This window comes from Streptomyces flavidovirens DSM 40150 (assembly GCF_000429085.1).
In the GTDB taxonomy this organism is placed as follows: domain Bacteria; phylum Actinomycetota; class Actinomycetes; order Streptomycetales; family Streptomycetaceae; genus Streptomyces; species Streptomyces flavidovirens.
Genome location: NZ_KE386846.1, coordinates 215,596 through 240,303, shown reverse-complemented (window position 1 = coordinate 240,303; position 24,708 = coordinate 215,596). Strand labels below are relative to the sequence as shown.

15 protein-coding genes and 1 pseudogene are annotated in these 24,708 nt (G+C 70.3%); 7 read left to right on the top strand and 9 right to left on the bottom strand.

What is annotated here, in order from left to right; translation table 11 throughout:
- Positions 1 to 23: 23 nt before the first annotated feature.
- On the top strand, positions 24 to 2,438 hold the full coding sequence (locus tag G412_RS0131785) for a Tex family protein (RefSeq protein ID WP_028815564.1): 2,415 nt from the start codon (positions 24 to 26) through the stop codon (positions 2,436 to 2,438).
- Positions 2,439 to 3,015: 577 nt separating this feature from the next.
- On the opposite strand, the gene G412_RS0131780 is transcribed toward G412_RS0131785, so the two are convergent.
- Together G412_RS0131780 and G412_RS0131775 are read right to left on the bottom strand one after the other, a co-directional pair.
- Positions 3,016 to 4,653: an ABC-F family ATP-binding cassette domain-containing protein gene (locus tag G412_RS0131780; protein ID WP_028815563.1), complete on the bottom strand. Its 1,638-nt coding sequence runs from the start codon at positions 4,651 to 4,653 to the stop codon at positions 3,016 to 3,018.
- Positions 4,654 to 4,769: 116 nt separating this feature from the next.
- The gene (locus G412_RS0131775) at positions 4,770 to 5,798 is read right to left on the bottom strand and encodes a hypothetical protein (RefSeq protein WP_028815562.1); all 1,029 of its coding nucleotides are present in this window, start codon (positions 5,796 to 5,798) and stop codon (positions 4,770 to 4,772) included.
- 66 nt (positions 5,799 to 5,864) lie between these two features.
- Between G412_RS0131775 and G412_RS0131770 the strand changes: the two genes are divergently transcribed.
- On the top strand, positions 5,865 to 6,794 hold the full coding sequence (locus tag G412_RS0131770; protein ID WP_028815561.1) for an FAD-dependent oxidoreductase: 930 nt from the start codon (positions 5,865 to 5,867) through the stop codon (positions 6,792 to 6,794).
- A 255-nt stretch (positions 6,795 to 7,049) separates the two neighbouring features.
- On the opposite strand, the gene G412_RS0131765 is transcribed toward G412_RS0131770, so the two are convergent.
- The 3 genes from G412_RS0131765 to G412_RS0131755 all read right to left on the bottom strand — a co-directional run bounded on the left by G412_RS0131765 (position 7,050) and on the right by G412_RS0131755 (position 12,101).
- Positions 7,050 to 8,771, bottom strand: coding sequence for a BCCT family transporter (locus G412_RS0131765; protein ID WP_425274529.1), 1,722 nt, complete (start codon positions 8,769 to 8,771; stop codon positions 7,050 to 7,052).
- A 70-nt stretch (positions 8,772 to 8,841) separates the two neighbouring features.
- Entirely contained in the window at positions 8,842 to 10,125 is a 1,284-nt protein-coding gene (locus tag G412_RS0131760; protein ID WP_028815559.1) for a M14 family metallopeptidase, read from the bottom strand.
- Entirely contained in the window at positions 10,125 to 12,101 is a 1,977-nt protein-coding gene (locus tag G412_RS0131755) for a Xaa-Pro dipeptidyl-peptidase (RefSeq protein WP_028815558.1), read from the bottom strand. Before G412_RS0131755 ends, G412_RS0131760 begins: the two co-directional genes overlap by 1 nt.
- Positions 12,102 to 12,267: 166 nt before the next feature.
- On the opposite strand from G412_RS0131755, the gene G412_RS0131750 reads away from it, so the two are divergent.
- Entirely contained in the window at positions 12,268 to 13,791 is a 1,524-nt protein-coding gene (locus G412_RS0131750; protein ID WP_028815557.1) for a M1 family metallopeptidase, read from the top strand.
- 135 nt (positions 13,792 to 13,926) lie between these two features.
- Positions 13,927 to 14,961, top strand: coding sequence for a LacI family DNA-binding transcriptional regulator (locus tag G412_RS0131745; protein ID WP_028815556.1), 1,035 nt, complete (start codon positions 13,927 to 13,929; stop codon positions 14,959 to 14,961).
- A 36-nt stretch (positions 14,962 to 14,997) separates the two neighbouring features.
- Here the strand turns inward: G412_RS0131745 and G412_RS0131740 are convergent, their stop codons facing one another.
- The 3 genes from G412_RS0131740 to G412_RS0131730 all read right to left on the bottom strand — a co-directional run bounded on the left by G412_RS0131740 (position 14,998) and on the right by G412_RS0131730 (position 19,358).
- Complete coding sequence (locus G412_RS0131740; RefSeq protein WP_028815555.1) at positions 14,998 to 17,799, bottom strand: glycosyl hydrolase; 2,802 nt, start codon at positions 17,797 to 17,799, stop codon at positions 14,998 to 15,000.
- Positions 17,800 to 17,981: 182 nt separating this feature from the next.
- Entirely contained in the window at positions 17,982 to 18,866 is an 885-nt protein-coding gene (locus G412_RS0131735) for an oxygenase MpaB family protein (RefSeq protein WP_028815554.1), read from the bottom strand.
- Positions 18,867 to 18,890: 24 nt separating this feature from the next.
- A complete protein-coding gene (locus G412_RS0131730; protein ID WP_244283345.1) occupies positions 18,891 to 19,358 on the bottom strand; it encodes a F0F1 ATP synthase subunit B family protein in 468 nt (155 codons plus the stop codon).
- 191 nt (positions 19,359 to 19,549) lie between these two features.
- On the opposite strand from G412_RS0131730, the gene sph reads away from it, so the two are divergent.
- From sph to G412_RS0131710, 3 genes and pseudogenes are all read left to right on the top strand, one after another.
- A complete protein-coding gene (gene sph, locus G412_RS0131725) occupies positions 19,550 to 20,578 on the top strand; it encodes a sphingomyelin phosphodiesterase (protein ID WP_028815552.1) in 1,029 nt (342 codons plus the stop codon).
- 110 nt (positions 20,579 to 20,688) lie between these two features.
- Positions 20,689 to 21,317 (top strand): annotated as a pseudogene (locus G412_RS38830) (cation transporter dimerization domain-containing protein).
- Between the two features lie 111 nt (positions 21,318 to 21,428).
- Positions 21,429 to 23,081, top strand: coding sequence for an FAD-binding oxidoreductase (locus G412_RS0131710; protein WP_028815549.1), 1,653 nt, complete (start codon positions 21,429 to 21,431; stop codon positions 23,079 to 23,081).
- A 55-nt stretch (positions 23,082 to 23,136) separates the two neighbouring features.
- Here the strand turns inward: G412_RS0131710 and G412_RS0131705 are convergent, their stop codons facing one another.
- Positions 23,137 to 24,591, bottom strand: coding sequence for a serine hydrolase domain-containing protein (locus G412_RS0131705; RefSeq protein ID WP_028815548.1), 1,455 nt, complete (start codon positions 24,589 to 24,591; stop codon positions 23,137 to 23,139).
- Between the last annotated feature and the right edge of the window lie 117 nt (positions 24,592 to 24,708).

Below are 24,708 nucleotides of genomic sequence, written 5' to 3'. Positions count from 1 at the left end.
GGAGAAGGCGAGTCGGGAACATCGTGACGACGTCCATCGAAGGCAGGATCGCCGAGGAACTCGGCGTAAAGGAGCGGCAGGTCCGAGCCGCCGTCGAATTGCTCGACGGCGGCTCGACCGTGCCGTTCATCGCTCGCTACCGCAAGGAAGCGACCGAGATGCTCGACGACGCGCAGCTGCGCACGCTCGAGGAGCGGCTGCGGTATCTGCGGGAGCTGGAGGAGCGGCGGACCGCGATCCTGGAGTCCGTACGCGAACAGGGCAAACTGGACGAGGCCCTGGAGGCGCGCATCCGGGCCGCCGACACCAAGGCCCGGCTGGAAGACATCTACCTGCCGTTCAAGCCCAAGCGCCGGACGAAGGCGCAGATCGCGCGCGAGGCGGGACTCGAACCGCTCGCCCAGGGCCTGCTGGCCGACCCCTCGGTGGAGCCGCTGGCGGCCGCCGCCGCGTTCGTGGACGCCGAGAAGGGCGTGGCCGACGCGCAGGCCGCCCTGGACGGTGCGCGGTCGATTTTGACGGAGAGCTTCTCGGAGGACGCCGATCTGATCGGTGAGCTGCGTGAGCGCATGTGGTCGCGCGGGCGGCTGGTCGCGAAGGTACGGGAGGGGAAGGAGGAGGCCGGCGCCAAGTTCGCCGACTACTTCGACTTCGCCGAGGCCTTCACCGCGCTGCCGTCGCACCGGGTGCTCGCCATGCTGCGGGGCGAGAAGGAAGACGTACTGGATCTGGTCCTGGAGCCCGAGGAAGCCTCGGAGGCGGCTGGGCCCTCGACGTACGAGAACATGGTCGCCCGGCGGTTCGGGATCTCCAACCAGGGGCGCCCCGGCGACAAATGGCTCGGCGACACCGTGCGCTGGGCGTGGCGGACCCGGATTCTGGTACACCTCGGCATCGACCTTCGGCTGCGGCTGCGTACCGCCGCGGAGGACGAGGCGGTACGCGTCTTCGCGGCGAACCTGCGCGATCTGCTGCTGGCGGCGCCGGCCGGGACGCGGGCGACGCTCGGGCTCGACCCCGGTTTCCGTACGGGCGTGAAGGTCGCTGTGGTGGATGCGACGGGCAAGGTCGTCGCGACGGATGTGATCTACCCGCACGTGCCCCGCAACAAGTGGGACGAGTCGCTGGCGACGCTGGCGCGGCTCGCCAGGGAGCACGCTGTCGAGCTTGTGGCCATCGGCAACGGCACGGCTTCCCGTGAGACCGACAAGCTCGCCGGTGAGCTGTGCGACAAGCACCCCGAGCTGAAGCTGACGAAGGTGATGGTCTCGGAGGCGGGTGCGTCCGTGTACTCGGCCTCCGCCTTCGCCTCGCAGGAGCTTCCGGACCTGGATGTGTCGCTGCGCGGCGCCGTGTCCATCGCGCGGCGGCTCCAGGATCCGCTGGCCGAGCTGGTGAAGATCGACCCGAAGTCGATCGGGGTCGGGCAGTACCAGCACGATCTGGCGGAAGTGAAGCTGTCGCGCTCGCTGGACGCGGTGGTCGAGGACTGTGTGAACGGGGTGGGCGTCGACGTCAACACCGCCTCCGCGCCGCTGCTTTCGCGGGTCTCGGGCATCAGCTCCGGGCTCGCGGAGAACATCGTGGCGCACCGTGACGCGAATGGTCCCTTCCGGTCGCGGAAGGGACTGAAGGACGTGGCGCGGCTCGGCCCCAAGGCGTACGAGCAGTGTGCGGGCTTCCTGCGCATCCGGGGCGGCGACGACCCGCTGGACGCGTCGAGCGTGCACCCCGAGGCGTATCCGGTGGTGCGGGCGATGGTGAAGACGGCGGGGAGCGGGGTCGGGACGCTCATCGGAAACACGGCTGTGCTGCGGTCCCTGCGGGCCGCTGACTTCGTGAACGACACGTTCGGGCTGCCGACGGTGTCGGACATTCTGAAGGAGCTGGAGAAGCCGGGGCGCGACCCGCGGCCCGCGTTCAAGACCGCGACCTTCAAGGAAGGCGTCGAGAAGATCGGCGACCTGGCGGCCGGGATGATCCTGGAGGGCGTGGTGACGAATGTCGCCGCGTTCGGGGCGTTCGTGGATGTGGGGGTCCATCAGGACGGGCTGGTGCATGTGTCCGCGCTGTCGAAGACCTTTGTCAAGGATCCGCGGGATGTGGTGAAGCCGGGTGACGTGGTCAAGGTCAAGGTCATGGACGTCGATATTCCGCGTAAGCGGATCTCGTTGACGCTGCGGCTGGAGGACGACGTGGTGACGGCGTCTTCCGGCGAGGCGAAGCGGGAGCGGGAGCGGGGCGGCGGCTCGGGTTCCCGCCCTCCGGCGCAGCGGCGCGGGGGCGGTGGCGCTGGTGGTTCCGGGGGGCGGCGGGGCGGCGGCGGTGGCCGTGGTGGCGGTGGTGGCGGTGCGTCACGGCAGGCGCCCGCGCCGGCCAACAGCGCGATGGCGGATGCCTTGCGGCGGGCGGGGCTTACGGATCCGAAGCGGGGCTGACGGGGTCGGTGGGCGCGGGTGCGGGTGCGAGTGCGGGTGCGGGTTCCGCTGCGCGGGGCTCTCCCCTACCCGCCCCTTCCCGAACCGGGGCTCCGCCCCGGACCCCGGTCCTCAAACGCCGGACGGGCTGAAGTCGCCCAGGGGAGCGCCGGAGAGCCGAACGGCCGTTGCTCCGGCCCACAGGGCGGGAGGGAGCTCGGTGGCTCGCGCCCCGGGCGCGGGGCCGGGCTCGGCGCGTCGGCGTGGGAGTCGTGGCTTGCCCCACGTCGGCGTGGGAGTCGTGGCCTGGCGCACGTCGGCGTGGGAGTCGTGGCCTTGCCACGCAGGCGTCGGAGCCGTGGCTTGCCCCGCGACGGCGCGAGAGCCGTGGCCTTGCCCCACGCCTGGGCGCGCCCCGCGGGCTTGCCCCGCGTCGGCGTGAGAGCCCTGGCTTGCCCCACGTCGGCGCGGAAGCCGTGGCCCGCCCCACGTCGGCGAGGGAGCCGTGGCTTGCCTCGCGTCCGCGCGGGGCCGGGCTCGGACCCCGTCGGTCTCGAAGTCGTGGGTCGGCTGCGTGCTGCGGTTGGCGCCGCTCGTGTCAGAGTTCGGTGACCTTGCCGTCCGCTACCTCGACGCGGCGGGTCGTACGGACCGCGTCCAGCATCCGGCGGTCGTGCGTGACCAGCAGCAGCGTGCCCTCGTACGAGTCCAGTGCGGACTCCAACTGCTCGATCGCCGTCAGGTCCAGGTGGTTCGTCGGCTCGTCGAGGACGAGCAGGTTCACGCCCCTGCCCTGGAGCAGCGCGAGCGCGGCCCGGGTCCGCTCCCCCGGGGAGAGCGTGGTGGCGGGGCGCAGTACGTGGTCGGCGCGCAGGCCGAACTTGGCCAGGAGGGTGCGTACTTCCGCCGGTTCCGTGTCGGGAACAGCCGCGCAGAAGGCGTCGAGGAGCGACTCCGAGCCGTAGAACAGGCCGCGCGCCTGGTCGACCTCGCCGACGACCACGCCGGGGCCGAGCGCCGCGTGGCCCTCGTCCAGCGGGAGGCGGCCGAGGAGGGCGGCCAGCAGCGTGGACTTGCCCGCGCCGTTGGCTCCGGTGATCGCGACGCGGTCGGCCCAGTCGATCTGGAGCGTCGCCGGGCCGAAGCCGAAGTCGCCGCGCTGAACCGTCGCGTCGCGCAGGGTGGCCACCACCGCGCCGGAGCGCGGGGCCGCCGCGATCTCCATGCGCAGCTCCCACTCCTTGCGGGGCTCTTCGACGATGTCGAGGCGTTCGATCATGCGCTGCGTCTGCCGTGCCTTGGCGGCCTGCTTCTCGCTCGCCTCACTGCGGAGGTTGCGGCCGAGCTTGTCGCTGTCGGTGGCCTTGCGGCGGGCGTTCCTGACGCCCTTGTCCATCCAGCCGCGCTGCATCTGGGCCCGGCCTTCGAGCGCGGCCTTCTTGTCGGCGTACTCGTCGAAGTCCTCGCGAGCATGGCGGCGCGCGGTCTCGCGCTCCTCCAGGTACGCGGCGTAACCGCCGCCGTAGAGCTTGATCTGCTGCTGTGCGAGGTCCAGCTCCAGGACCTTGGTGACGGTGCGGGTGAGGAACTCCCGGTCGTGGCTGATGACGACCGTGCCGGCCCGCAGGCCCGAGACGAAGCGCTCCAGGCGCTCCAGGCCGTCCAGGTCCAGGTCGTTCGTGGGCTCGTCGAGGAGGAATACGTCGTACCGGGACAGCAGGAGTGAGGCGAGGCCCGCTCGGGCGGCCTGGCCGCCGGAGAGGGCGGTCATCGGCTGGTCGAGGCCGACGGTCAGGCCGAGGGAGGCGGCGACCTCCTCGGCGCGCTCGTCCAGGTCCGCGCCGCCCAGGTCGAGCCAGCGGTCGAGGCTGTCCGAGTACGCGTCGTCCGCGCCGGGGGTCTCGTCGACGAGCGCCTGGGTGGCCTCGTCGAGGGCGCTCTGAGCGGCCGCCACTCCGGTACGCCGGGCCAGGAAGGCCCGTACCGTCTCGCCTTCGCGGCGCTCGGGCTCCTGCGGGAGATGTCCCACGGTGGCGGTGGGCGGCGAGAGCCGCAGCTCGCCCTCCTCGGGGGTTTCGAGCCCGGCGAGGAGGCGCAGCAGTGTGGACTTGCCCGCGCCGTTCACGCCGACGAGGCCGATCACGTCGCCGGGGGCGACTACGAGGTCGAGCCCGCAGAAGAGGGTGCGGTCGCCGTGGCCTGCGGCGAGATCTTTGGCGACGAGAGTGGCAGTCATCAGGCCACGATCCTACCGAGCGCGCGGCACGGGCCGAGCGGCAGCTGTGCGGGTGGGGGGTTGCGGACCCGACCGCGTGGGTGCGCGGCGGACCCGGCCGCCTGGGTGCGTGGCTGTCAGTGGATCATTCGGGTCACCAGTACCGCTCCCGTGGTGCGGGCCACGATGAACGACTGGCCCTTCGTCGCCCGGGGGTCCAGCGGGATCCGGTGATTGCCCGGTTCCAGTACGTCGCAGAAGACCTCGTGGGTGTGCGTCCGGTACAGCCGGTCCAGGCGGTACGCGATCAGCTGTACCCGGCAGGTCGACGTCACCTCGACCCCCGCCTCACCCTCCACCGCCACCAGCCGCGCGAGGCGGCGCCGCTCCGGTGGGCTGCGGTCCAGGGCAGCCTCCAGTTGGGCCACGAGGAGAGGGACGATCGGGGCCAGGCCGTCGACGTAGGCGACATCGGCGCCCGCTCGTTCGAACGCGGCCCGCGTGGTGGCGCGCGTGTGCTCGTCGACCGCGCGGCCGAAGGCCACCGCTCCGTACGCCCGCAGCTCGTCGGGCGGGACGTCGGCCGCGTCGCTGGTGATGTCCGCGCCGATGTTGATCGTGCGCAGGGCGGCGGCCAGTTTCGCCAGTACGTCGACGCGCGCGCCGATCAGCAGGACGCGGCGGCGGGGCGGCGGCTCCTCGTCGCCGGCCGCGAGCAGCTCCTCCAGTGCCGTGCGGTACTCCTGGCCGCGGAAGCGGAAGGGGCCTATCCCGTGGTAGCCGTTCAGGTCCAGGTCCGCCGTCTCGTCCGTCTGCCAGGCGAAGTCCCGCCAGACGAAGTCGTCCCCCGCCCGCTCGATCACGGCGGTCACCGCGCCGCACTCCAGGCCTTCGCACTCGGGGCAGCCGTAGATGACGTACCGGCCTGCCGGGAGGGGCGCGTCCGCTTCCAGCAGCAGGCTGCGTACCTGGGCCGTGAAAATGGCGGGCGGTACGTCGGCGGCCAGCGGGGACACCGCGTCGAGGTCGGAGAGCTGGTGGAGCAGCGGGTGGCCGTCGATGAGGAAGTCCATGAAGTCGCGGTGCACTTGGTAGTCCCCGTTGATGAGAACACCACCGGCCCGCATGGCCGGAGCCAGCCCGAAAGTCGCGTAGTCGGCAGACATGTCCTGAGTATCCCCAGCTATGACGTGATGTGAGCACGGCAGCGCGGATTCCGTTAGCGTCCGGTCATGAGCGGTGAAGTGGTAGTGGTGGGCGGCGGGGTGGCGGGGCTGGCCACCGCTGTCGTCCTCGCGGAGAGTGGCTGGTCGGTGCGGGTGTGGAGCAGGGAGTCGGCGGAACGGACCTGCTCCGCGGTGGCGGGCGCGCTGTGGTGGCCGTACCGCGTCGAACCGGAGGAACTGGTGGGCGACTGGTCACTGGACTCGCTGCGGGTTTACGAGGAGCTGGCCCGTACGCCCGAGGACACGGGTGTGCGGCTCGTGGCCGGGGTCATGGCGGGCACCACGCTGGCCGGGCTCGGGGCGTGGGGTTCGGGAGTGGCGGGGTTGACCGACGGTTCGGACGGGTTGCGCGCTGTCCTGCCGCTGATCGACATGCCGGCGCATCTTCGGTACCTGCGGCGCAGGCTGGAGGCGGCGGGAGGTGTGGTGGAGCTGCGCGGCGTGACGCGGCTGGCGGAGGCGGCGCCGTCGTCCGGGCACACCGTCGTCAACTGCACCGGGATGGGGGCGCGGGAGCTGGTGCCCGATGGTGGAGTGCGGCCGATGCGGGGGCAGTTGGTCGTCGTTGAGAACCCTGGGGTGGAGGAGTGGTTCGTGGGTGCGACGGGTGGCGCGGATTCGGTTTATCTGTTTCCTCAGCCGTACGGGCTGGTCCTCGGCGGGACCGCCCAGGAGGACCAGTGGGGGCAGGAGCCCGATCCGGCGGTCGCACGGGCGATCGTGGAGCGGTGCGCGCGCGTTCGGCCGGAGGTGGCGGTGGCGAAGGTGCTTGAGCACCGGGTCGGGCTGCGGCCCGCGCGCGACGGAGGCGTACGGCTGGAGGCCGAGCGGCTGCCGTCCGGCGGGCTGTGCGTGCACAACTACGGGCACGGCGGGGCGGGGGTCACGGTCGCGTGGGGCTGCGCGCGGGACGCGGCGCGGCTGGTGGGGGGTTGAGGGGCGGGGGGTGGGGGTGAGGGGCCAGGGGCGGCGGGCGTAAACGAGCGCCGGGGGCGGTGTCGGCGGGCCGGGGGCGGCGCGGGTGAGCCCAGCGCGCGGGGGGCGCTGCCGCGCCGGGGCGTCTCCTCGGGTGCCGAACGTTCGGGTAGGTGTGGTTCGTTCGCGGGGGTTGCGTTCGGCACCCTGCGGGGAGCGCCCCGGCACGTCCCCGCCCGGCACCTCGGAGGGTGAGACGGTGCCGGGCTCGTCCTGTCAGGGGTTCTTCTTGTCCTCCGAGGTGCCCGGGCCGATGCGGATCTCGAATTCGCCGGCGTACTTCTCGTGGCCCGCGATCACCGCGCTTTCGACCGCCTCTTCGGCGATCTCTCCGCGGACGATCAGCGGGTCCTGGCGCAGGTCGCGCATGAGGGCCAGGCACATGCCCACCATGACGAGTACGAAAGGTGCCGCTACGAGGATGGTGAGGTTCTGGAGGCCGGCCAGCGCGTCCCCCTTGCCGTCGCCCACGAGCAGCATGACCGCCGCCACCGCGCCGGTCACCACGCCCCAGAAGATGACGACGAACCGGGCCGGTTCGAAGGTGCCCCGCTGGGAGAGCGTGCCCATCACGATCGACGCGGCGTCCGCCCCTGAGATGAAGAAGATGCCGACCAGGATCATGACCAGGAGGCTCATGACGCCCGCGATGGGGAACTGCTGGAGTACGCCGAAGAGCTGGCCCTCGGGTGTCGTCGCGTCTCCGAGCTGGTCGCGCTCCTGGAGTTTCATCGCCGTACCGCCGAAGACGGCGAACCAGACCAGGCTGACGCTGCTGGGGACGAGGATGACGCCGCCCACGAACTGACGGATTGTACGGCCGCGGCTGATGCGGGCGATGAACATGCCGACGAAGGGCGTCCAGGAAATCCACCAGGCCCAGTAGAAGACCGTCCAGCTGCTCAGCCAGTCGGCCACGTCGCCGCCACCGGTCGCCGCCTCGGTACGGCCTGCAAGCTGCGGGAGTTCGTCGATGTAGGCGGCGAGGGAGGTGGGGAGGAGGTCGAGGACGATGATGGTCGGGCCCGCGATGAAGACGAAGACCGCGAGGATCACGGCCAGGACCATGTTGGTGTTGGACAGCCACTGAATGCCCTTCTCGACGCCGGAGACGGCGGAGAAGACGAAGGCGGCCGTGAGGACTCCGATAATGGAGATCAGCAGTCCGGTGCCTGCTTTCTCCATCCAGCCCAGTTCCCGGAATCCGCTGCCGATCTGCAGGGCGCCCAGGCCGAGGGAGGTGGCGGAGCCGAAGAGGGTGGCGAAGATCGCGAGGATGTCGATCACCCGGCCGGGGGTGCCGTCGGCGCGCTTCTGGCCGATCAGCGGCACGAAGACGGCGCTGATGGTCTGCCGCCTGCGGCGCCGGAACGTGCTGTACGCGATGGCCAGGCCCACCACCGCGTAGATCGCCCAGGGGTGGAGGGTCCAGTGGAAGAGCGTGGTGGCCAGGGCCGTCTGCATGGCGTCCGCCGAGTCGGCGGGATCGGTGCCGGGCGGCGGGGTGACGTAGTGCGCGAGCGGCTCGCTCACGCCGTAGAACATCAGGCCGATGCCCATACCGGCGCTGAACATCATCGCGACCCAGGAGACGGTGCGGAATTCGGGTTCTTCGTGTTCCTGGCCGAGCTGGATCCTGCCGTAACGGCTGACGGCGAGCCAGAGAGCGAAGACGACGAATCCGGAGGCGGCCAGGACAAAGGCCCAGCCGCCGTTGTGGATCAGGCCGCTCAGCATCTTGTCGGAGACGGTCTCCAGCGTCTTGGTGAAGACGATGCCCCAGATCACGAACGCGAGAGTGAGAACGGCCGTCACGCCGAACACCACCCGGTCGGTCCGGGGCGTCTCGTCCTCGTGCGGGTGGCGGCCCGGAAGAGCCGCCCTCACCGGCAGCCGAAGCCGTTGAGCCGGTTTCTGTTCGTGCGACACAAGCGGCACCTTTCGGGAATCACGAGCCTGATTTCGCTCTCCCGTACCCCCTACCACATGTGTTGCACGTCACAACTGTCTAACAGGTGGTGTCGGGCCTCCCGGTCGTGAGGTGGTACGCCGCACGGTCGTCGAGCAGGAGGACGGCGAGGTTTCGCTGGGACTGGCGCAGCGGTACGTACGCGCCCTTGGAGTTCCGGTGCGAGACGACGCCGTGCAGTGCCAGTTCGTCTCCCACTTCCGCGTACTGCGCCGGGGAGAGGTGGTAGCCGCAGGGGGGATTCTGGATGGTCTCCGCAGGGGTGGCCGGGTCGTTGTCGGCGCCGCCCAGGTAGACCGGGCCACGGTCCGCGAAGCCCTCCAGGCGTGCGCGGGCGGTGGCGGCCCTGATACGTTCGCGGCGCTCGTCCGCGAAGGCCAACGCCCCGGTCAACGATGCCAGTTGGGTGTCCACGCGGCGCTTCTTGTTGAGGGCGGGGCTTTTCTTTTCCTGCTCGGTGAGAGCGTCTACGCGGGTCTCCACCAGGAGGCCTGCCGAGTGCTTGATTCCGGCCGTGTTGCGCAGGATGCGCTCCTGGCCGTCGCCCGCCACCTGTTTGACCGGGTCGCCCGTCACGGGGTCCGTCCAGATGCCGTAGATGCCGCTGCTGAAGCCGGCGTCCTCGGCGTGGGGGCGTACATAGCTCTCGGACAGGGTGTGGGCCTCCGCGTGCACCTGGTGGTGCGTGTTCGGGTTGCGGGGCCAGAGGGCCAGCAGGTCCTTGTCGTAGTACGGCGGGGTGGCGCCGTACTCGTGCAGGTCGTAGACGATGTCGGGCCTGTGGTCACGGATGACGGCGGCCATCGCCCGGGCCTCGGCTGTTTTGAGGGCGATGTGGTCGCGGTTGATGTCGACGTTGTCGGAGTTGGTGCGGGTGTTCGCCGCGCGGCCGTCGGGGTTGGCGGTGGGGATGACGAGGACCGTGGTGCGGGCGAGGAAGTCGAGCGTCTGCTTGTCCTTGGCGTAGGCGAGGTCCCGGACGGTCGTCAGGCAGGCTTCTCGTCCTGACGGTTCGTCGCCGTGCTGGGAGCAGATCAGCAGCATCGTGTTGGTGGTGTGCCGTTGGGCCGCTATGCGTACGAGTTGGAGCGGGCGGCCCTGGTCGGTGGTGCCGATCGTGGACATCGTGACGCGGCGGGTGGCGCGGTCGACCGTGGTCAGGAAGCTCTGTTCCTCGGGCTGGGTCGTCCAGCGGGCGCCGTCGGTCGCCTCGAAGCCGGTACGGGGCGGGGCCGGGGACGCCTGGGCAGTCGTGGTGGCCAGTGGTGCGATGAGGGCCGCTGCGGCGGCGCCGATGATGAGCGGCCGGATACGGGTGTGCATCATCGGGTGGCTCCCGGAATCGGGCGGACGGCGCGCGGCTCGGCCACCCCGTCGAGGCGGGCGCCCGACGGGGTGGAGACGCGCGAGCCGGCGGTGGCGCGGGCGTATGCCTTCGCGCCGCCGACGACCGGCAGCTCCGCGACCGTACGGGAGAGGTCGATGCCGAGGGTCGGGGTGGTCGAGGGCGGGTCGATGAGGCCCGCGTCGGTGCCGCCGACGATCAGCGCGAGGCGGTGCCCGGCGGGGACGACGTGGTCGGAGGCGTGGAGGTCCAGGGTGATCGTGTACCGCTTGCCCGGTGTGAGCGGGCGGCCCTTGCGGGCGTCGGCGTAGGTGCCGAGGTCGGCCCAGCCACGGCTGAAGACGGTGTAGTCGACGTTCGCGGTACGGGCCTTCGTCTCCTTGAAGCAGGAGCTGTCACCGGTGGTGCTCGGGCCCCAGCAGGTGCGGTGGGTGAGTGTGGTGATGCCTTCGCCGGAGGCGGTGTAGTCGCGGATCGTGTCGGGGCCGAGGTCGACAAGGACCGCGGAGAGGTGCGCGGTGGAGGTGGAGGGTGTGGCGGTGATCGTCACCTTGGAGGAGCCGGACAGGCGCAGGTCGCGGGTGAGCGGCTTGGTGGTGAACCCGGCCTTGGAGGGGGTGGATTCGTCGATCCGGGCGGCCCAGTCGCTCTCGCTGAGCCTGGGGTCGTCGGTGAAGGTCTCCGTGGCGCCGGGCGCGGCGCGCTTCAGGGAGAGAGTGCCGACGCCGGGTGCGGAGCCCTTGCCGGGCCGCAGGCTGGTGGCGTCGGTGGAGCGGGGCGGCCAGACCTGGTCCGTGGACCACTGGTCGGGAGCGCGCTCGATGTCGGCCATCGGCTCCCGGTCGATACCGTTGTCGTAGCCGAGGAGTTCATGGTCGAACCAGCGGTGCAGCGTCTTCACCCAGTGGCCGCGGCGGAAGTCGAACGGGTCGACGTGGCCGGTCTGCGACAGCCAGATCTTGCGGTCGACGCCGGCGTCGGCGAGGGCGTCCCACCACTGGCCGAAGTGCTTGGCGCGGACGTTGAGGTCCTGCATGCCGTGTACGGCGAAGATGCTGGCCTTCACGTTGTCCGCGTCCGGTACGTAGTCGCGCTCGGCCCACAGGCGGGTGAAGTCGCCGTTGCGCGGGGCCTCGTCGACCAGACGCTTCTGCACGTCCTGGCAGCGGGTGCGGGCTTCGGGGCTCTCGACGTAGTCGGACAGCCACTCGGGGCCGCTGTCGTAGAGGGGGGCGCCCTGGGCGAAGTAGTAGTCGTACCAGGAGGAGATCGCGCCGATGGGGACGATCGTCCTCAGGCCCTCCACGCCGGTCGCCGCGACGCCGTTGGCGATGGTGCCGTCGTAACTCTTGCCGATCATCGCGGTGTTGCCGGTGGACCAGCCGGCCTTGGCGCGCTCGCTGCCGGTGCGGCTGGTGTACGCCTTGCCGCGGCCGTTCAGCCAGTCGACGACCGCCTTGGCGGACTGGATGTCGGAGCGGCCGCCCACGTCCACACAGCCGTCGGAGCGGTTGGTCCCGGCGAGGTCGACGGCGACGAAGGCGTAGCCGCGGGGCACGAAGTAGTTGTCGTAATAAAGCGGGAACTGGACGGGGTCGCCGTCCGCGTCGTACGTCTTCTTCTGGCTCTCGTTGCCGCGCCCGCAGCAGGAGTAGTACGGGCTGGCGTCCATGATGACGGGGATCTTGCGGCCCCGTTGGGCGGGCTCCATGGGGCGGACGATATCGACGGCCACCCGGTCGGTTCTGCCGTCCGCGTCACCGTCGATTCTGGTGTCGACCCAGACGGCTTCGCGAATCGCCTTGTCGTACGAGTAGACCGGTCTGCTCTCCTTGGGGCCGGTCGCGGCGCCCTGGGCGCCCGCCGGGGTCAGCGCCACCGCCATCAGGGCAGCCGTGGCCACCGGTACGAGCCTTCGCCACTTCAAGCGGGATCCCCGCGCAGTTATAGGCATGAGCATGGAAAGTACTCCTGTCAACTCCCGCGCAAAAGGGGGCAGGACCGGGACTCGTTTCGGCCGGATGGCAGTGGTGTGACAGGAGCGACCATGGACATGACTGGTGGCACGGGGGCTGAATAGGGTGCGAACAGATCCTTCGGACTGACCACTTGGAGCATTCGTGCACCGCAGACTTCTCGCCCCTGGCGTGCTGGCGGCCTCACTCCTGCTGGCGATCCCGGCATCGGCCGCACAATTTGGACCAGGTGCACCGGGCATCGGCGACCCCTACTACCCGGCCAGCGGCAATGGCGGATACGACGTTTCGCATTACGACCTCCGCCTGAAGTACCAGCCAAGGACCGACCTGCTGGAGGGTACGGCGACGATCCTCGCCACCGCCGGGCAGAACCTCTCGCGTTTCAACCTCGACTTCGGCCTGAGGGTGAGCGAGGTGCGGGTCAACGGGAAGAAGGCGAAGTTCGTCAAGGAGGGGGACCAGGAACTGGTCGTCACCCCGGCGGCCCCGCTGGAGAAGGGCCGTACCCTCTCGGTCGTCGTCCGTTACGCCGGGAAGCCGTCCGAGCTGAAGGTCGGCGGCTACACCGCCTGGCACCGCACCCCGGACGGCGGAGTCGCCGCCCAGGAACCCGACTCGGCCGTCTGGTGGTTCCCCAGCAACGACCACCCGCTGGACAAGGCGACATACGACGTCTCCGTGCTGGTGCCCGACGGCACGCAGGCCATCAGCAACGGCGTACTCCAGTCGCAGAGCTCCAGGCTCGGGTGGACCCGCTACAACTGGCGCTCGAACAAGCCGCAGGCCAGCTATCTCACCACGCTCGCGGTCGGCAAGTTCGACATCACGACGGACAGGACCGCCGACGGACTGCCGGTGTTCAACGCCTACAGCAAGGACCTCGGTGACAACGCGGGGGCCGCGCGCGCCAGCGTCGAGCGGACCGCCGAGGTCGCCGAGTACCTGACCGAGGTCTTCGGCCCGTACCCCTTCAACGCGCTCGGCGGTTACGTCCCGAACGTGACCAGCGGCTACGCCCTGGAGACGCAGACCCGGCCGTTCTACAGCCCGCGGCAGTTCGCGAACGGCGCGAACATCTCGGTCGTCGTCCATGAGATGGCCCACCAGTGGTACGGCGACAGCGTCGCCGTCAAGGGCTGGAAGGACATCTGGATCAACGAGGGCTTCGCCCGCTACAGCCAGTGGCTGTGGTCCGAGAAGGAGGGCGAGGGCACGGCGCAGGAGCTCGCCGACTACGTGTACGCGACACGCGCGGCCGACGATCCGTTCTGGACGGTCGCGCCCGGCGACCCGGGGCCGGACAACCAGTTCCACGTCGCCGTCTACGACCGGGGCGCGCTGGCCGTGCAGGCGCTGCGCAACGAGGTCGGTGACGAGGACTTCTTCAAGATCCTCAAGGGGTGGCCGGCCACGTTCGCCCACGGCAACGCGAGTGTCGGGGACTTCGTGAAGTACGCCGAGAAGGTCTCGGGCAAGCCGCTCGCCGGGCTGTTCGACACCTGGCTGTACGAGCCGTCGAAGCCGGACGCACCGACCGCGGCCGGGTCCCGGATCGCGCGCTCGGACGCGGGTGAGGGCACCGGTGAAGGCGCGAAGCCCGTGCGGCCCAAGTCGTGGAAGAAGATCGCCGCGACGAACACGGTCCACGAGCACGACCACCACTGACGGTGGTACGCCGCTCCCCTCGTGAGGGGGGCGGCGTCTGCGGGTGAGTGGATGAAAGCGCTCTCACGGCGGCGGGCCGGCGGATATGGTCCGTCCCAGCAGCCCTCTCCCCCGAGCCGCCGAGGAGCGCCCCCCTTGCCCGAGCAGTCCCCCGGTTCCCGCCCCACCCTCGAAGCCGTCGCCGCCCGTGCCGGAGTCTCCCGCGCCACGGCCTCCCGTGTCGTCAACGGTGGCGCAGGCGTGCGGCAGCCACTGGCCGACAAAGTGCGGGAAGCGGTCGAGGAGTTGGGGTACGTCCCCAACCAGGCAGCCAGGTCCCTCGTCACCCGGCAGAGCGGTGCGGTCGCCGTGATCATCGCCGAGCCCGAGTTCCGGATCTTCTCGGACCCCTTCTTCGAGCAGCAGGTGCGCGGCATCAGCAGAGAACTGACCGCCAACGACGCACAGTTGGTGCTGCTGTGGGTGGAGGGCCCCGGTGACTACGACCGGATCGCCCGCTACCTCGGGGGCGGTCACGTCGACGGCGCGCTCGCCTTCTCGCTGCACGACGACGACGGACTGCCCGCCCTCATCCGCCGCGCCAAGGTTCCGGCCGTCTTCGGCGGCCGTCCCGGCGCCGGGGCGGCGGCGGTCCCGTACGTCGACTGCGACAACAGGGGCGGAGCCCGTACGGCCGTACGCCATCTCGTCGGCCTGGGCCGTGAACGTATCGCGCACATCGCGGGCCCCCGCGACCAGACGTCCGCCATCGACCGCGCCGACGGCTACCGCGACGTACTGTTCGACGCCGATCCCGCGCTGACCGCACAGGGCGACTTCACCGAGGACAGCGGTGCGCGCGCGATGACGGAGCTGCTGGAGCGCAGGCCGGATCTGGATGCCGTCTTCGCCGCGAACGACCTGATGGCGGCGGGTGCTCTGCGCGTCCTGCGGGCGCGGGGGCGGCGGGTGCCGGATCAGGTCGCGGTCGTCGGCTTCGACGACATGGTGACGGTCGCCGAGTCGGCGCGGCCTTCGCTGACCACGGTCCGCCAGGACATCGAGGGGATGGGGCGGCTGATGGTCAGGCTGCTGACGCGGGTCCTGAGCGAGGGCGGCGACGGCCGGCACGTGGGCGCGCCGGCATCGGTGATCATGCCGACCGAGTTGGTGCGGCGGGCCTCGGCCTGAGCGGCCGGGGCCCGCCGCGTGGGGGGTGCGTTCCGGTCACTGGTAGGGAATCACCAGGACCGAATCGCCCGTTCCGGTGCGGAGTTTCGCCGTGCCGTTGCCGATGGCGCTCCACACTTCGAGGCGTACGGTGCCGCCCTTGAGGTCGCCGGGCGAACCGGTCGCCGACTTGAGGCCGCGCGCCTGCGTGTACTCCTCCCAGCCCGCCACCGGGTCGGTCGCGAAGTACTGGTAGGTCTCCGTCCGGTCGTACGTGCCGTCGCCCGTCAAGTCGTAGCTGACGCGGGCCTGCTGGCCGAGGCCGACCGTCGTGCTCGCGTCGACCTGGAGGCGGAAGGCCGTCGGCGTACCGGACTTGAGCGTGCCGTTGACGCCCTTGGCCGTGTACGTCAGCGGCTGGTGCGGGGTGCCGTCGTGGTTGGCGCCGCCCGCCGAGGCGATGGTGTCGGTGGTGGCGGTGGTCCCTGTGGTGGTCGTGAGGACGCCGCCAGAGCGCAGTTGGAAGGTGTTGCCGGTGGGGGGTTCGGGGTCCGGGTCGGTGCCTCCGGTGCCGGTGCCCGTCGCGGTCGAGCGGGCGGGGACGGTGAGCTTCCCGCCGTCGGAGAAGGTCACGCTGCGGGCGGTGGAGGTGTGGTTGTGGGCGGCGTACGTCCGTACCGTGCCCTTGGAGAAGACGGCGGATGTCGGGATGTCGCCGCTCACCGTCGCGTCGGGGGCGCCGAGCGTGTCGAGGGTGCTGATCCAGTGGTAGGTGTGCGCCTTGGACTCGCCCTGCTCGGGGGTGTAGGCGGCGTGGCCCGCGTCCCATTTCGCCTTGGCGGCGGCGGGGTCGGCCAGTGACTGGAACTCCCAGAGGATGTCGCGCCATTCGACGGCGGGTCCGCCGTTCTCGCGTTCCATCTCGGCCAGGTTGCGCCGGATGGCGGCCTTCTCGCCGCCCAGGTGCAGTGAACCGCCGGTCACCGGAAGGACGTTGATGCCGTGGATCTCCTCGGGGTTGGCCGTCCACCAGGTGGCGTACGCCCCGCCGCTCCCCCACACCATGCCGACCGTGTCGTGGCCGAAGGAGGACGGGAAGACCTGCTCGTCCGCGTCGAACCAGTACTGCGCGATCGCCTCCGACTCGGTGGTCAGCAGGTACGTGCCGAGGTCGCGCAGGGCCGTGTCACCGGTCGCCGCGCCCCACAGGACCAGGCCGGCGCTGAGGTTGGTGGACTCCGAGGAGGACTCCTGGTTGTTGCCCGCGGCGAAACCCTGGTGACCCGACGCCCAGCTGTGGCCCGCGTACACGTCGAAGCCGCGCAGGAAGGGGAAGGCGGTGTCGGTGCGGCTGGGGTTGGCCGCGTCGCGCACGAGCGTCCTGACCATGCCGCCCCAGGCGGAGTCGGCGGCCCAGGCCTGGTCGTACTGGGCGACGATCGCGGCCGCGTAGACGTAGTAGCTGTAGTGGAAGTGGTGGTCGTTGAGCTCGGTGTCGCTGCCGTACGACGCCGGGTAGCCGGTGAGCGTCTTCCACGTCCTGTCGTACGAGAATTCGTTGGCTCCGCCCGCCGTGAACCAGTCCTGGAGGCGGCCCTTCATCAGGCCGAGCAGCTTGTCGCGGACAGCGGTCTCAGCGATCTGGTCCGCGACGGGTACGAGCTGGGCGAGGCGGCCCAGCGCCTTGCCGGTCCAGTACGTGTCGGTGGCGCCCGAGAACGGGTCGGCGGCGTTCGCGGCCTCGTTCAGATAGCCCCTGAGCCTGGCCTTGTCGACGCCGCTCGACTGCGGCAGGGCGGGCAGCACGCCGGAGGCCCGCTGGCTCGTGGTGAAGGAGGCGCCCTCGCGGACCTTCATCGTGCCGCGCGGTGAGACGTATGTGTACGGGGTGAGCGGGTCGGAGGTGTGCAGCCACTGGTGGCGGTAGAGGGCCTGCAGGGTGCCCCTCTCGCTGCCCTCTTTCGCCTCGGTGGTGAGGGTGTACGTCGCCTTCACCGTGCCGCCGGTGGTGTTCCAGCTCGCCCTGGAGCCGGTGACGAAGCTGTACGCGTACTTCCTGTACGTCGCGAGGGCGCCGGGGGAAGGCAGTACGGCGAGCGAGAAGTAGTCCTTGGTGCCCAGGCCCGCGGTGAGGGTGGATCCGGCGATGTTCCAGTCGCTGCCGGCCGGCGCGAAGAGCGCGTAGTGGTGGCCCGCGACGGTGATGCCGAGGACGTTGCCCTGGTCGGCGAAGACGGTGGGTACGGCGGCGGTGGTGATCTGCGCGCCGGCGCCGGAGCCCTTGGCGTACACGAAGGGCAGGCCGTGGCCGATGGTGGTGCGCAGGGTGCGGGCGCCGTCGGACCAGTACGGGGTGACGGTCCAGTCGGACCAGTCGTCGGCCTTGGTGTCGGGCGAGTTGAGGCCGGTCAGGCCGAGCGTGAGGTCGCGCTTGTGGGCGTACTCGTACTGGCGGCCGTCGCCGACGACGGCGGGGGTGGTCGGGTAGCCGACTTCGAGGCCCGCGGCGGTGGCCTGGTAGGTGAGCGGGTGGCCGTACATGGGCGTGGAGTGCGGGTTGTCGCCGTACCGCTGGAAGGCCAGGGAGGACCACCAGTCGTTGGTGGGCAGCGGCTTGTCCTTCGCGGCCGGGGTGAGCTTGGGCGTGACGGGTGTGCCGGTGTTGGTGGTGGGGCCCGATGTCCCGGCGGGGCGGACGTCGGAGTAACTGCCCGACCCGACGGGGACGGTGGCGGCGGCTGCGGGGGCGGCGGCCGAGCCGAGGCCGACGGCGGTCAGGGCGGAGACAAGGATCAGCGCGGACGCGGTTCTGACGGACGCGGTTCTGACGGACGCGGTTCTGACGGGAGGAGCTGGCATGGACGGCACCTCGGAATCGTGGGGGAAGGGCGTCCGAGAGCGCTCTCAGATGACAGGGAACGTAAAACTTCTGAAACACACGTGTCAATACATCTGACGTGTACTGGAGTTGGAGGCGCGGCAGACCGCCGCGCGTTCAACTGTTGACGGGCACGGGCAGTGGGGAGCATGCTCCGGGTGGATTACTGAGAGCGCTCTCGGTTGCCGCCGGCGACCTCGTTCCGGTGCCGCGCCCTGGCCTCGCGCGCCAGGGGCAGATAGCGCAGCCGCTCGGGCAGCAGTGGCACCAGGGTGCGTACGACGCGGCTGAACCGGCGCAGCCTGCGCTCCTGTGCTTCGCTCCACTCCAGCCCCAGCGCCTCGCGCGCGTCCGGCGGCAGGTAGCCGACGGTGAGGAACGCCCTGAAGCGGGCCAGTGGCGGCAGCAGAAGCGGCCACAGGGCACGCAGGACCAGACGTACCGGAAGCGGCCCTCGGTCGGGGGCGGGCACCGGGCTGTCGGTGGCGATCAGTTCCCGCACCACCACGGTCGCTTCCACCTCGTCGGCCAGCATCTTGCGGAAGTACGGCCAGAACTCCTCGACGGTCTGCGGCATGTCCCGGTCGTTGATCCCGAGAATCCGGCCCACCTGGAGCCACTCCGCGTACAGCCGCCGTTCCTGTGCCTCGGTGAGCGGCCGGAAGAGATAGCGCAGCGCGTGCTGGTAGCAGGGGAAACCGGTGGCGTGGACCCAGGAGTAGTGGGCGGGGTCGAGCGCGTGGTAGGGACGGCCGAGCGCGTCGGTGCCCTGGATGGTCCTGTGGAGCTGCCGGAGCCTGCGGCCCTCCTCGGCGCCCGCCTCTCCCCCGTACACCCACAGCTGCACGGAGCGCAGCGACCGTTCACCGCGTCCCCACGGGTCCGTACGGAAGACCGAGTGCTGGTCGACGCCCGCGCCGACGGCCGGGCGCGCGACCTGCAGGGTGAGCGCGGCGGGCAGCATGAGCAGCGCCCGCACATCACCGGCGACCGTCCACAGGACGCCGCCGGGCGGAGGCGGTGCGGGCTCCTGCCCACTGATCTTCATGCCTCCAGTATGCGCAAGGTCCGGTTACGGCCGGTGGTCGGCGGCCGGGGCGGGGACGGGCTCGCCCAGGATCCGGCCGGCCAGTTCCCGCGCCAGATCGTCGGCGTACGGGCGGAGTGCGGCCTCGGCGGTGGCCCGTTCGGCGGCGATGACCGCGGCACCGTCGGTGAGAATCCGCTCCCGTACGCGCATGCCGTCCGCGCGGGCGGCGGTGATCAGGGCGACGCCCTCCTCGTGCGCCTGCTGGCGGGTCCTCGCAGCCGCGTGCCGGGCGTCGGCCAGGGCGGACTCGTACAGCGCGCGGACCCGGGCCGCCTCGGCGCGCAGTTCCTCGGCCTCCGCCTCCCGTCCAGTGGTGCTCGCCTCGCGCTGGGCCAGGACTTTCTCGACGCGGGGCAGGAGGACCCGCGAGCACACCCAGAACACGGCGGCGAAGGTCACGAGACCGAAGCCGAGCTCCGCTACGCCCGGATTGAGGGGGCCTATGTTCATCGGCAACAACTGCATATTCATGACCGGGACCTACCCTTTCGCACAGGTGCACCAACCTGGCCCACAACGGGAGTTGGGGTGATGGTGAGCACCCGGCAAGCCATTCGCCGCCCAATGGCTACCGGAAGGTAACTCCGGCTGGTTGGATGTGCCGCGCCGACCCTTACCCCCCACCCGAAACGGGAGTCCCCGTGCCGCACTCCGCGCTCCGCCGTACCCCTGGCGCAGCCCTGGCCACCGTACTGGCGGTCGCCACACTCGCCGCGACCACCGCGTCCGCCTCCGCGGCTCCGGTGATCCCGGTGTCCCCGGCCGCCGCCTCCGCCTCCGCCTCCGCCGAGGTGCCGTCGCTGAGGGTGCTGTCGTACAACGCCTTCCTCTTCAGCAAAAACCTCTACCCCAACTGGGGCCAGGACCACCGCGCCAAGGCCATACCCGCGGCCTCCTTCTTCCAGGGCAACGACGTCGTCGTGCTCCAGGAGGCCTTCGACAACGGCGCCTCCGACGCGCTGATGAGCAACGCCGCGGCGCAGTACCCGTACCAGACACCGGTCATGGGCCGCGGCAAGACCGGCTGGGACGCGACCGGCGGGTCGTACTCCTCCACGACTCCCGAGGACGGCGGGGTCACGGTGCTCAGCAAGTGGCCGGTCGTCCGCAAGGAGCAGTACGTCTACAAGGACGCGTGCGGCGCCGACTGGTACTCCAACAAGGGCTTCGTGTACGCCGTACTGGACGTCAGCGGCGCCAGGGTCCACGTCGTCGGCACGCACGCGCAGTCCACAGACCCGGGCTGCGGCGCGGGCGAGGCCGCCCAGATGCGCAGCCGGCAGTTCAAGGCGATCGACGCCTTCCTCGACGGCAAGAACATCCCCGCCTCCGAGCAGGTGATCGTGGCGGGCGACTTCAATGTCGACTCGCACAGCCCCGAGTACGCCTCGATGCTCGCCGACGGCGGCCTGACCGGTGCCGACGCGCGCACCGGTCACCCGTACTCCTTCGACACCGCGGACAACTCGATCGCCTCCGAGCGCTACCCGGACGACCCGCGCGAGGACCTCGACTACGTCCTGCACCGCGCCGGGCACGCCAAGCCCGAGGGCTGGACGAACGAGGTGATCAAGGAGCGGAGCGCGCCCTGGACGGTCTCCAGCTGGGGCAAGCAGTACACGTACACGAATCTGTCCGACCACTACCCGGTGGTGGCCGGCGCGCGCTGACCCATGTGAAGGGTGCGGGGCGTACGGCGTAATCGCAAGCGGTTCGCACCTGGTCGTGGGTGGTTTTTCGGCAGTGGCCGCAAGGGAGTTGGTGTGCCACGGTGGTGGTCATGACGGGTCACGGACACGGGCACGGGCATGGAGGCGGGCACGGACACGGGCGTCATCATCACCACTCCCACGACCGGATCGACTCCGCGCTGGAAGGGTCTGCGGCGGGGCTGCGGACCCTCTGGTTCTCCTTCGCCGTCCTGGCGGCGACCACTGTCGCCCAGGCCGTGGTGGCCGCGCTGTCCGGTTCGGTGGCGCTGCTCGGCGACACCGTCCACAACGCCACCGACGCCCTGACCGCACTGCCGACCCCCTGATCGGGCTGCTGATCACGGCCGCGATCGTGGTGGTGCTGCGCGGCGCGGCGCGGGAGGTCTGGCACCGGCTGATGGACGCGGTGGACCCGGCGCTGGTGGACGAGGCCGAGCACGCTCTCTCCCATGTCGAGGGCGTACAGGCGGTGGGCGCCGTCCGCATGCGGTGGGTCGGCCACACCCTGCGCGCGGAGACGTCCGTGGTGGTCGACCCCTGCCTGACGGTGGTCCAGGCGCACGCGGTGGCGGTGGCGGCGGAGCACGCGCTGTTGCACGCGGTGGACCGGCTGGCGGGGGCGACGGTCCGCGTGGACCACGCCCCGCGGCCGGCTGCCCCGGATCCACACGCGCCGTTGGCCCACCACGCCGCCTGAAGCCGCCGCGCCTCATTCACCCGAACGAGATCGTAACTCTGAGCAATGTCGACGGTAACTTGGAGTGACCATCTGGGAGTCAGATCTGAGATCTGCGTTTTGGGGGATGCCGTGGCCGCGAATCCGATCGAAGTGAGCCCGAGCGACGCGCGCTATGACGCTCTGCGCCGGGGGTTCAATCAGCGCTGGATCGCCACACCCGACTACGTCGTGGTGGTTACGACGGCGGACGACGTGGTGGAGGCAGTCGCCAAGTTCGTCGGGAACCCCGCCAATTCCAAACGCCGGATCACCGTGCGCTCGGGCGGTCACTGCTACGAGAACTTCGTCTCGTCCGGGGATGTCGGGGTCATCATCGACGTGAGCCAGATGAACCAGGTCTATTACGACCCGGAGATGAAGGCGTTCTGCGTCGAGGCGGGCGCGACGAACTGGCACAGCACCACCCAGCTCTACCGGTCGACCGGCCTGGCCCTGCCCGGCGGCTCCTGCTATTCGGTCGGGCTCGGCGGCCACGTCTCGGGCGGCGGATACGGCATGCTGTCGCGGCAGTTCGGCCTGACGGTGGACTACCTGTACGCCGTCGAGGTGGTCACCGTCGCAGACGGCAAGCAGCCCAAGAAGACGGTGGCGCGCAAGGACTCTGCCGATGCGGCGCTGCACGACCTGTGGTGGGCGCACACCGGTGGGGGCGGCGGCAACTTCGGTGTCATCACGCGCTACTGGTTCCGCGACCTGCCGAACCCGCCCGCCCAGGTGCTTGCCAGGTCCGTCGCCTGGGAGTGGAAGGACTTTCGCGAACACCCCGAGCTGTTCAAGTCGCTCGTCCGCCGCTACGGGCAGTTCTTCGAGTACGAGAACAGCGGGAAGCTGCCGACCTCCTTCGGCACGTACACGTACCAGGACATGTTCACTCTGCTGAAGCTCACCCACATGAGCAGCGGCAAGGTCGGTCTGACCATCCAGCTCGACGGCACGAGGGACGACTCGGCCGCCCGCCTGGCGGCCTTCCTGGACTGGATCACCAAGGATTTCAAGACGGGAGACACGTATCACGTCGCGGAGACGCCACTGGACCAGGCGATCGGTGAACATCCCGCCCAGGGCGCGCTGTTCATCCCGACCCGGCTCCCGTGGCTCACGGCAACGCAGAGCCTCAACGAATCGGGCCCCAACCGCTGCGGCAAGTACAAGTCGGCGTACATGACCAAGGGGTTCACCGACCACCAGATCGACGCGATCCACCGCCACCTCACCGACACCCACTACAGCAACCCCGACGCCCTGGTGCAGGTCGACTCCTACGGCGGGGCGATCAACAAGGTGGGAGAGAAGGACACGGCCGTGCCGCAGCGGTCCTCGGTCCTGAAACTCCAGTACCAGGTGTACTGGACCTGGGGCACGGACGCCGACAAGAACGGCGTCTACGACTACCGGGACGCCGAGAAGGATCCAGGGATCGCCGCGCCGCATCTGCGCTGGATCAGGAACTTCTACCAGGACGTGTACCGGCCCACCGGCGGTGTGCCGGCGGTGGTCGACCCGGCTCTCCCCGCGACCAGGACGGCGAACACGGACGGCTGCTACATCAACTACCCGGACGTCGACCTCCTCGACGTCCAGCACCACAACACGTCGGGCCAGCCCTGGCACAAGCTGTACTACAAGAACAGCTACGAGCGTCTCCAACGGGCCAAGAAGCTGTGGGACCCGCACAACATCTTCCGCCACGACCAGTCCGTCACCGTGCCCGCCGGCCCATAGGCCTCACGGGACCGACGCACGATCGGCTGATCGGCTGATCGTGCGTCGGTCCGCCTTACGACGTCTTCGGCGCGGCTCGCATGCCGACGTACACGCAGCCGTTGCCGTCGGGGAGGGTGGAGAACACGACGGGCATCCAGTCCTCGCTGAAGGACGGGCCCGCGCCCGACGCGGCGAACACCGTTTCCGACACCGGGGCCAGGTCCATCTCCAGCGGCGGGGAGAAGTCCTTCATCCCGTCGACGAATTCGTACACCAGGTGCGGTGTTCCGTCGCGCTCGCTCACGGTGATGACGACGCCTTCGCGCGTGTACGTGCCGGTGAGTGGTGCGATGTCGACCGCGGGCGGCTGAGCGGCCGGTGCGAAGGCGTCCGGCATCCTCACTCCGGCCAGCTCGTCGAGCAGTTCCCTGAGCAGCGCGGCGTAGAGCTGACGCGCGCCGCCGCCGTTGGTGAGCAGGGCGACGGCCACCCCTGCTTCCGGCACCACACGCAGGTAGCCGTACTGTCCGATCGACGCGCCGTCGTGGCCGAACCCCGGCGTACCGAACCAGTCGTACAGCGTCCAGCCGAGGCCCCAGCCGTCAGCGCTGACGGTCCACTTGTCGGGGACGTCGACCTCACGCCGCTGCATCGCCCCGACGGTCTCGGCCGCAAGGACGCGGGTCCCGTCCGGCGCCGTACCGCCGTCAAGGTGCATCCGGGCCAGCCGGACCACGTCGGTGGCGGTGGCGCAGACCCTGCCGTACGGACCTGCCGAGCGCGGCATGAGGTCCCACGCCGGCGCCAAGTCCGGGTCCTGCCCCGGCTCCCCGAGGTGTCCCATCGCCGCCCGGAACCGCAAGACCTCTTCGGGCAGCGTCATCGTTTCCGTGAGCCCGAGCGGGGTGATGAGGCGGTCCTTCAGTGCCTCGTCCCAGGTCTGGCCGGTCAGTACCTCGATGATGCGGCCGAGGACGTTGTACCCGACGCTGCTGTAGGAGACCGCTGTTCCGGGCGGGCAGTCCAGCGCCACCCCCTTGGCGGCTTCGACATAACGGGCCAGGCAGTCGTCACCGCGACCGGTGTCGAGAGTGAAGTCGCAGGTCAGACCGCTGGTGTGGCTGAGCAGTTGCCGGGTCGTGATGGTCCGGGTGGCTTCGGCGTCGGCGGTGGCGAACTCCGGCAGTACGTCGACCACCGGCGCGTCCAGGTCGAGGTCGCCGGACTCGGCCAGCTGCATCACGAGCGTGGCGGTGTAGATCTTGGCGATCGAGCCGAGCTGGAACACCGAGTCGGTCGTCGCCTCGACACCGGTCCCCCGGTGCAGCACACCACTGGCCAGTGCGTGGATGTTCCCGTCGGCGAGCACGGCCAGGGACGCGGCCGGAACGTGATGGGCGGCGCACAGCTCGTCGAGCCGCGCCTGCCAGCGGTCAAGGGCCAGTCGACGGCCACCCGAGTCCCTGACCCCCCAGCCGCCCTTGGCCTTCCAGTCGCCCTTCACGTCCCAGCTCACGTTGTTCTCCATGGTCTTCCCCCTCGATGCGTACGACGTGCTCTTCTTGCGAACACTGTACGCACCGCGTTCGTTGTACGCAAGCTGCGCACGGTGTGCGCTAGCGTGTTGGGTGAGAAGCACTTGGAG